This is a genomic window from Rothia sp. HMSC065B04 (assembly GCF_001812285.1).
In the GTDB taxonomy this organism is placed as follows: domain Bacteria; phylum Actinomycetota; class Actinomycetes; order Actinomycetales; family Micrococcaceae; genus Rothia; species Rothia mucilaginosa.
The window spans coordinates 713,820-720,435 of the sequence record NZ_KV808406.1 but is presented as its reverse complement, the minus strand read 5'-3'; the positions used below and the strand labels follow the sequence as shown (position 1 = coordinate 720,435).

At 59.1% G+C, this 6,616-nt stretch carries 3 protein-coding genes and 1 tRNA gene; all 4 read right to left on the bottom strand.

Annotation, left to right across the window (positions count from 1 at the left end):
* A partial coding sequence (locus HMPREF2845_RS03045; RefSeq protein ID WP_070633853.1) for an IS256 family transposase occupies nucleotides 1-844 on the bottom strand: 844 nt, incomplete at its 3' end.
* 643 nt (nucleotides 845-1,487) lie between these two features.
* Nucleotides 1,488-1,564 (bottom strand) — tRNA-Met (locus HMPREF2845_RS03040).
* Between the two features lie 333 nt (nucleotides 1,565-1,897).
* On the bottom strand, nucleotides 1,898-5,050 hold the full coding sequence (locus HMPREF2845_RS03035; RefSeq protein WP_070633852.1) for a UPF0182 family membrane protein: 3,153 nt from the start codon (nucleotides 5,048-5,050) through the stop codon (nucleotides 1,898-1,900).
* Between the two features lie 272 nt (nucleotides 5,051-5,322).
* Complete coding sequence (locus HMPREF2845_RS03030) at nucleotides 5,323-6,546, bottom strand: YlbL family protein (RefSeq protein WP_070633851.1); 1,224 nt, start codon at nucleotides 6,544-6,546, stop codon at nucleotides 5,323-5,325.
* Between the last annotated feature and the right edge of the window lie 70 nt (nucleotides 6,547-6,616).

The following is a 6,616-nucleotide window of genomic DNA, read 5'->3' as shown; positions in this document are numbered from 1 at the left end:
CCGAGTGCAGCATCGCTTTGACGGCGGGCCATAGCGCTTTGGGGGTGACGGACATGAGATTCGCGGCGTAGTGGGTGCGGCATCGTTGCCAGGTGGCTCCGGGTAGGTTCGCTGCGATGGCTTCGACCAGGCCCAGATGGGCGTCGCTGGTGACCAGGCGCACGCCGGTGAGGCCTCGGGCGACCAGGTCGGCGAAGAACTCGTTCCACGCCGGGCCGGTCTCGCTGGTGGATACGCGCACCCCCAGTACTTCGCGGTGTCCGTCATTGTTGACTCCGGTGGCAACCAGGACCGCGCACGAGACGACGCGTCCTCCTTCGCGCACCTTCATGGTCAGTGCGTCAGCGGCGACGAACGTGAAAGGCCCAGCGTCGTCGAGGGGGCGATGGCGGAACTCGTCCACGTGTTCGTCCAGGTCGGCTGCCATACGTGAGACCTGGGACTTCGATAGTCCTGTGATCCCCAGGGTTTTGACGAGCTTGTCCATGCGGCGTGTGGATACTCCTGCTAGGTAGCAGTCAGCGACCACTGTGATCAAGGCGTTTTCGGAGCGTTTGCGGCGCTGCAACAGCCACTCTGGAAAGTAGGTGCCTGAGCGTAGCTTGGGGATCGCCACGTCAATGGTGCCGACCCTGGTATCCAGGGGCCGGTGGCGATACCCATTGCGCTGGGCCTGGCGCTGCGGGTCTTGTTGGCCCCACTGGGCCCCGCACACGGTGTCAGCGTCCGCTGAGAGCAACGCGTTAATCACGTGCTGGAGCAGGGAACGCATCAAATCTGGGGACGCCTGGGATAACGCCTCGCCAAGCAGGCCAGCAGGGTCGATAATATGAGGAGCGGTCATCGTTGTGCCTCCAAATCGTTTCGAGTCAGAAGTAGAGAGCTTTCTCGAAGGATCACACGGTGACCGCACCCATATCAAACGGGCCGACCACCCACGGTTACACCACTATGCGGGACGCTACTCTTTCACCGCTTAGTTACCGCCTGTTTGAGGCTAAGCGGTATATCGAAAACGTTGGTATATCAGTCAAAACATGGTGTGTTGCCGCCTCTACCGCCTAATTTCTAAAAAGTGTACACGCGAGTGTTCATCTTCCTACATATGCGTGTGTATATATAAAAGTTTTCGGTTTTAGGCGGTGAAGGCGGTAAAGGGTTGGGATTCGGTTGAGATACGAGGGAAAATGCTATACCGCTTTTGCATTTTCAGGCGGTAAACAGCCGGTATCAACGCCGATTAGGCGGTGAAAATCCTCCTCTGCAACCTCCCTCCCACGAGATCATGCACGAGCGAAGATAGTCATACGCCCCGAAGGGGCGTTGGATGATAGTCCTCGATGTTGGGTGATAGTCCCCCCTCCCCCCACCTCGACGACGGGCCTGAGTTTGGCTGAAAGGTAGGGAATAACATAGGGATTCGGTCTCGTCAGGGCAAAACAAAACCCGGTATCTCAGCGACTTTTCGTTGAGATACCGGGTTTTTCTGGTTGCGGGGACAGGATTTGAACCTGCGACCTCCGGGTTATGAGCCCGGCGAGCTACCGAACTGCTCCACCCCGCGGCGACTCATACAACTATACAGACCCCAAACCGGGCATGCAAGCCAAAAACGCGATTTGTAACCAAGCACACAAAAATAGGGGCTGTTGGGTAGAAAGCAGTTGGGTAGAAAGCAGTTGGGTAGGAATAGGGGCTACGGGGCAGTGCCAGGGGTAGAACATACAGGAACGGGGTGGAAGTGAATCACTTCCACCCCGTTCCCGCAGAGACCGCTAGAGCTAGTCGGTAGGAGCCGTATCCAGTGCAGGCCCCGGATCTAGAGCGAGGACGCTAGACCCGTGAGCATCCGGTATGGGCTACTCCCCCGCTGTCTCTTAGGCTTAGCCTCTTAGTCTTAGCGAGAAGCCGAGGCGCTGGCGCTGGGCTTCGCGCTTGCGGGGGCGCTTGCAGAAGCCGCGGCACTGGGAGCTGCAGAGGCGCTCGGAGCCGCAGAGGCACTGGGCGCTGCCGAAGCCTTAGCGGAAGCCGCGCTCTGCGCCTCCTCAGCCTCCAGAGCCTTCTTCACGGCTGCTTCCAGACGCTTCTGAGCCTCACCGTAGGCAGCCCAGTCGCCCTTCTTCATTGCCGCATCAGCATCGGTCATCGCCTTCGAGGCATCCGTCAGAGCCTGCTTCAGCTCCGAAGACTGCGAAGCCGACGAACCGCCGGTCGAAGCGCCCGAAGAACCAGAAGTACCAGAGGAGCCAGAGGCAGAAGCCGAGGGGCTAGCCGCCGAACCGTCCAGCTTCGCACCCGAAGAGCCACCGAACACCTGGTTCAGCGCCTCCTCCAGAGTCGGAGCGAAACCGACCTTATCGCCGAAGCTCACCAACACACGCTGCAGACGCGGGTACTTAGCGTCACCGCTCGACTGCACGTACACCGGCTGAACGTACAGCATGCCGCCGCCCACCGGCAGAGTCAGCATATTGCCGTTAATAACCTCAGACGAACCGCGGCGCAGCAGGTTCAGCTGGTTCGACACCTCAGCATCAGAGTTGAAAATGTTCTGAGCCTGACCCGGACCAGGAACCACCGAAGAACGCGGCAACTCCAGCAGACGCAACTTGCCGTAATCGGGGCTACGCTCGCCGTCCTTACCGGTACCGGCATCACCATTAGCCGCAAGGAAGCCATACATCACGTTACGAGAGTTCGAATCGCTCTGCTGAGGAATGAACGTAGTCGTCAACGAGAAGTGCGCGCGAGAATCGCCGGGCATCTGCAGGGACAGGTAGTAGGGCGAAATCGGCTGGTTACGATCATTGGTCGGGTCGTTCGGAATCGACCAGACATCGTCACCGGCGTAGAAGCTATTCGCGTTCGTCACGTGATACTTATTCAGCATGGTGCGCTGAATATTGAACATGTCAGTCGGGTAACGCACGTGACTCATCAGCGAAGCGTTCATCTCACGGTAGCTCTTCACCGTGCCAGGGAAAACACCCTGCCACGCCTTCAGCACCGGATCCTCCTCATCCCACGCGTACAGGGTCACCGAACCGTCATACGCATCCACAGTAGCCTTCACCGAGTTACGGATGTAGTTCACCGAGTTAGAACGCTGAGCACCCGCAGCGGTTGCCGCATCCTGGGAGCTACCCTGCGCGTAGGGGAACTGATCGCTCGTAGTGTAAGCATCCACAATCCACTGCACGCGGTTATTCACAATCGCCGGGTACGGCTTAGAATCCACGCTCAGGTACGGCGCCACCTTACGCACACGATCGAGCGGGTTGCGTTCGTACAGAATCTGCGAACCCTCACGCACCGCGTCCGAAAGCAGAATGTCAGAGGACTGGAACTTAATCGCGTAGGACAGGCGAGCCAGCAGCGAATCAACGCGAGGACCACCGTAACCGGCGAAAGTGTACTTCGCATCGGAGGCGTTGGTTTCCTCAGCGGAAAGCGGACGGTCCAGCTCCAGGGTGTCGCCCTTACCGCCCACAATCGAGTACTCCGGCGAGCTCATGCCAAAGTAAATACGCGGCTCATAATCCTCGCTCAGGGTACCGGTCGCTTTAATACCGGACTGCAAGAACTTCGGGTTACCCGCAGAATCCACCTGGTTACCGTACGCGGCAATCACACCGTAACCGTGGGTGTACACCACGTGGCGGTTATACCAAGAATCGCCGCTCGTCTGCGCCGGGTTCAGCTCACGAGCCGCCAACACCGTATCCTGCGTGGTGTTACCCACCGAATAGCGGTCCACCGACAGCTGCGAATCAAAACGGTAGTACGGGCGGAACTGCTGCATCTGAGCAAACGCCGAGGACACAACATTCGGATCCAACAGACGGATATTCGCAATGGTCGCGCTCGAAGAGCTCAACGCACCGGCGCGGGTATCAATCGTCGCGTCATACGGAGTGGTCTCAATCTTGTCCAGACCGTACGCGTAACGGGTCGCATCAATATTGCGCTGAATGAACTTCGACTGAGCACCCTGCTCATTCGGAACCACCTGGAAACGCTGGACAATCCACGGGTACAGGCCGCCAGCAACCACGGCAACAATCACCAGCATCGCGGTGCTAATCAGCGGCAGACGCCAACGATTCATCGAAGCAGCCACCATAAACATGATCGCCACCAGCAGAGCAGAAATCGCCAAAATAGCGTTCACCGGGATCGACGAGTTCACGTCCGTATACATTGCGCCAGCCCAACGGCCCACCTGCTGCTGAGTCGACGAATAGCGATCCAGCCAGAAGCTCACCGCACGAGTCAGCAAGAACGCAGCCGCCACGACCGCCGCATGACGACGGAACGCCGCGGTAGTGCTCACACCACCCGGCTGCACCTTAATGCCGCCGTAGAAGTAGTGCATAAACAGACCCGCGAGCGCCGACAGCACCACAGCGGAGGTCACCAGAGTCACCACCATGCGGAAGAACGGCAACGCAAACAGGAAGAAACCGTAATCCAGACCAAACTCGGGGTCCGTCTTACCGAAGGACTGCTGATTGAAGAACAGCGCGACGGTGCTCCACTGAGTCATCGTCGCCGAAGCAATGAACAGACCCAACAGCAGCGGAACCGCAATCAGCAGAACCTTACGCGCCTTATCCACGCTCTCGTGGTAGCGGCGCATACTCTCCTCAGCACGCTGCTGACCAAATACGTCACGCAGCATCTGCTCGGCAGCATCCGTGCCGCTGGTCGGTACGCTCTGATCCGGGTTCGGCGCCTCCTGCGGCTTCTTCTCGGACGCCGGCGCCACATCAGCATGACGGACCGCGTAGGACATCGAAGCCCACAGCGGCACAGCAATCACCACGGCAGCCACAACAAACACGGCAGCCTTCAACAAAATCTGGGTAGTGAACACGGTGCTATAACCCAGCTGATCAAACCACAGCCAGTCCGTGTACACCTGGGACGCACCCACAAAAGCAGCAATAAGCACCGCCACCACAGCAATCGTTGCCTTCAGGGGGCTACGGCGCTTGGGGGCAGGCTTCGTCGGCTTGGGATGCGCGGTGTTATTGGTCGACTCAGACACAATTCCTCGCTCATCATACGTTCAGAGAAAATAACTGCCTTTAAGTATCTCAGAGGTCAAGCAGAAGGGCAGAACCTCGTAGAAGCTCGGGGCGAAATATGACCGGGTTGAGAGGTTTTGGGCGCGAAATGCTGAGATGAGAGGTGCTGGCGAGGATTACGGAGACGCAGACGAGGACAGAGAATAGGGCACAGAACAGCCCCGGTACCGTAAAGTACCGGGGCTGACTTCTACGCTATACGGGTGAGAACCTTGCGGAGAAAAACGTTATGTTAGGAACCGCAGCGGGGCAGGGAATCATCCGGGGTGCCGGACTTAATCGCCTCCACCGTCTTCACCGCCTCATCCAGGGTCGACACCGGCACAACCACCATCGTGCCGCGCACCTGACCGGCGTGATAGTAGTTGAACAGGTCGGGGTCCTGCGCCTGCATCTTCACAATCGAATCGCAGTTCTCCTTAGGCGCCAAGAAGTAGCGCGCACCGTAACGGCCCGTCGCCAGAATCTTGTACTTGATACCGCCAATTGCGCCGACCTTACCGTCTGCATCAATCGTGCCGGTACCCGAAATGTAGCTGCGGTACGGGTCGCCTCCGGCATCCTCATCGGCGAGCAGAGTACCCTCGCTCAGCTTATCCACCGTACCCAGCGCCAGCATCAGACCGGCGCTCGGGCCGCCCACACCGTCCAGGTTGTACTGCACGTGCGCCGGCAGGTCATAGCTCTGCTTCAAACCCGCGCCCAGAATCCAGCGGCTATTGTCGCTGGAACGAACCGGGGTCAGCTTAAAGGTCTGCTGCTTGCCGTCACGTTCCACGGTCACATCAATCGGCGAGCCGTTCGAAGCGTTCACCGCCTTCGGAACATCGGTGAGAGTCTCAATCTGCTTCTCCCCCACCTTCACGATACGGTCATCAGCCCTCAGCGCGCTCGCCGCCGGGGAACCCTCCACCGTGGAAAGCACCTGAACCTTCTCGGTCACCGCCATCTTCAGCTGGCGCATCGCCGCGACCTTCGCCTGAGTCTGCGAATCAGCCATCTGCGCGCCGGTCGCCGCCGTCGCCTGCTCATGGCTCACGTGCGGGTACAGGGCATCGGTCGGCACCACGAGGCTGCGGTTACCGTCAAACGCCAACCAGCCGTAGAACGCCTCCGCGCCGGACAGCTCCGTGTACGGGCCGCCCGAAACCGACACCGTGGTCATGTTCATCTTGCCGAACGTCTTATAGCTGGGCGCGCCAGAAACCTCAATGACGTCCTTCTCCTGATAGGTTCCGAGCACGTCAAAGAGCGGGCCGGGGCCCTCCTTCACATAGGAACTGGGCAGAACAAAAGCACCAGCCAGCAGGGCGCACGTCGCCACAGCGCTCACCGAACGCAAGTTCACGCGGCGCGGCGCAAAACGCGAACGGCGCTTAGCCGCCTTCTCATTACTCTTCACGCTCGCGGAGGCGGCGTTCGACTGCTGCTCAGCATCAGGGGTGGACTTAGTCATGGTTTCTACAGTACCGGATAAACCTGCTTTTCAACACGCGGGCGGGCACTGTAACAACACGCAGGCAGGC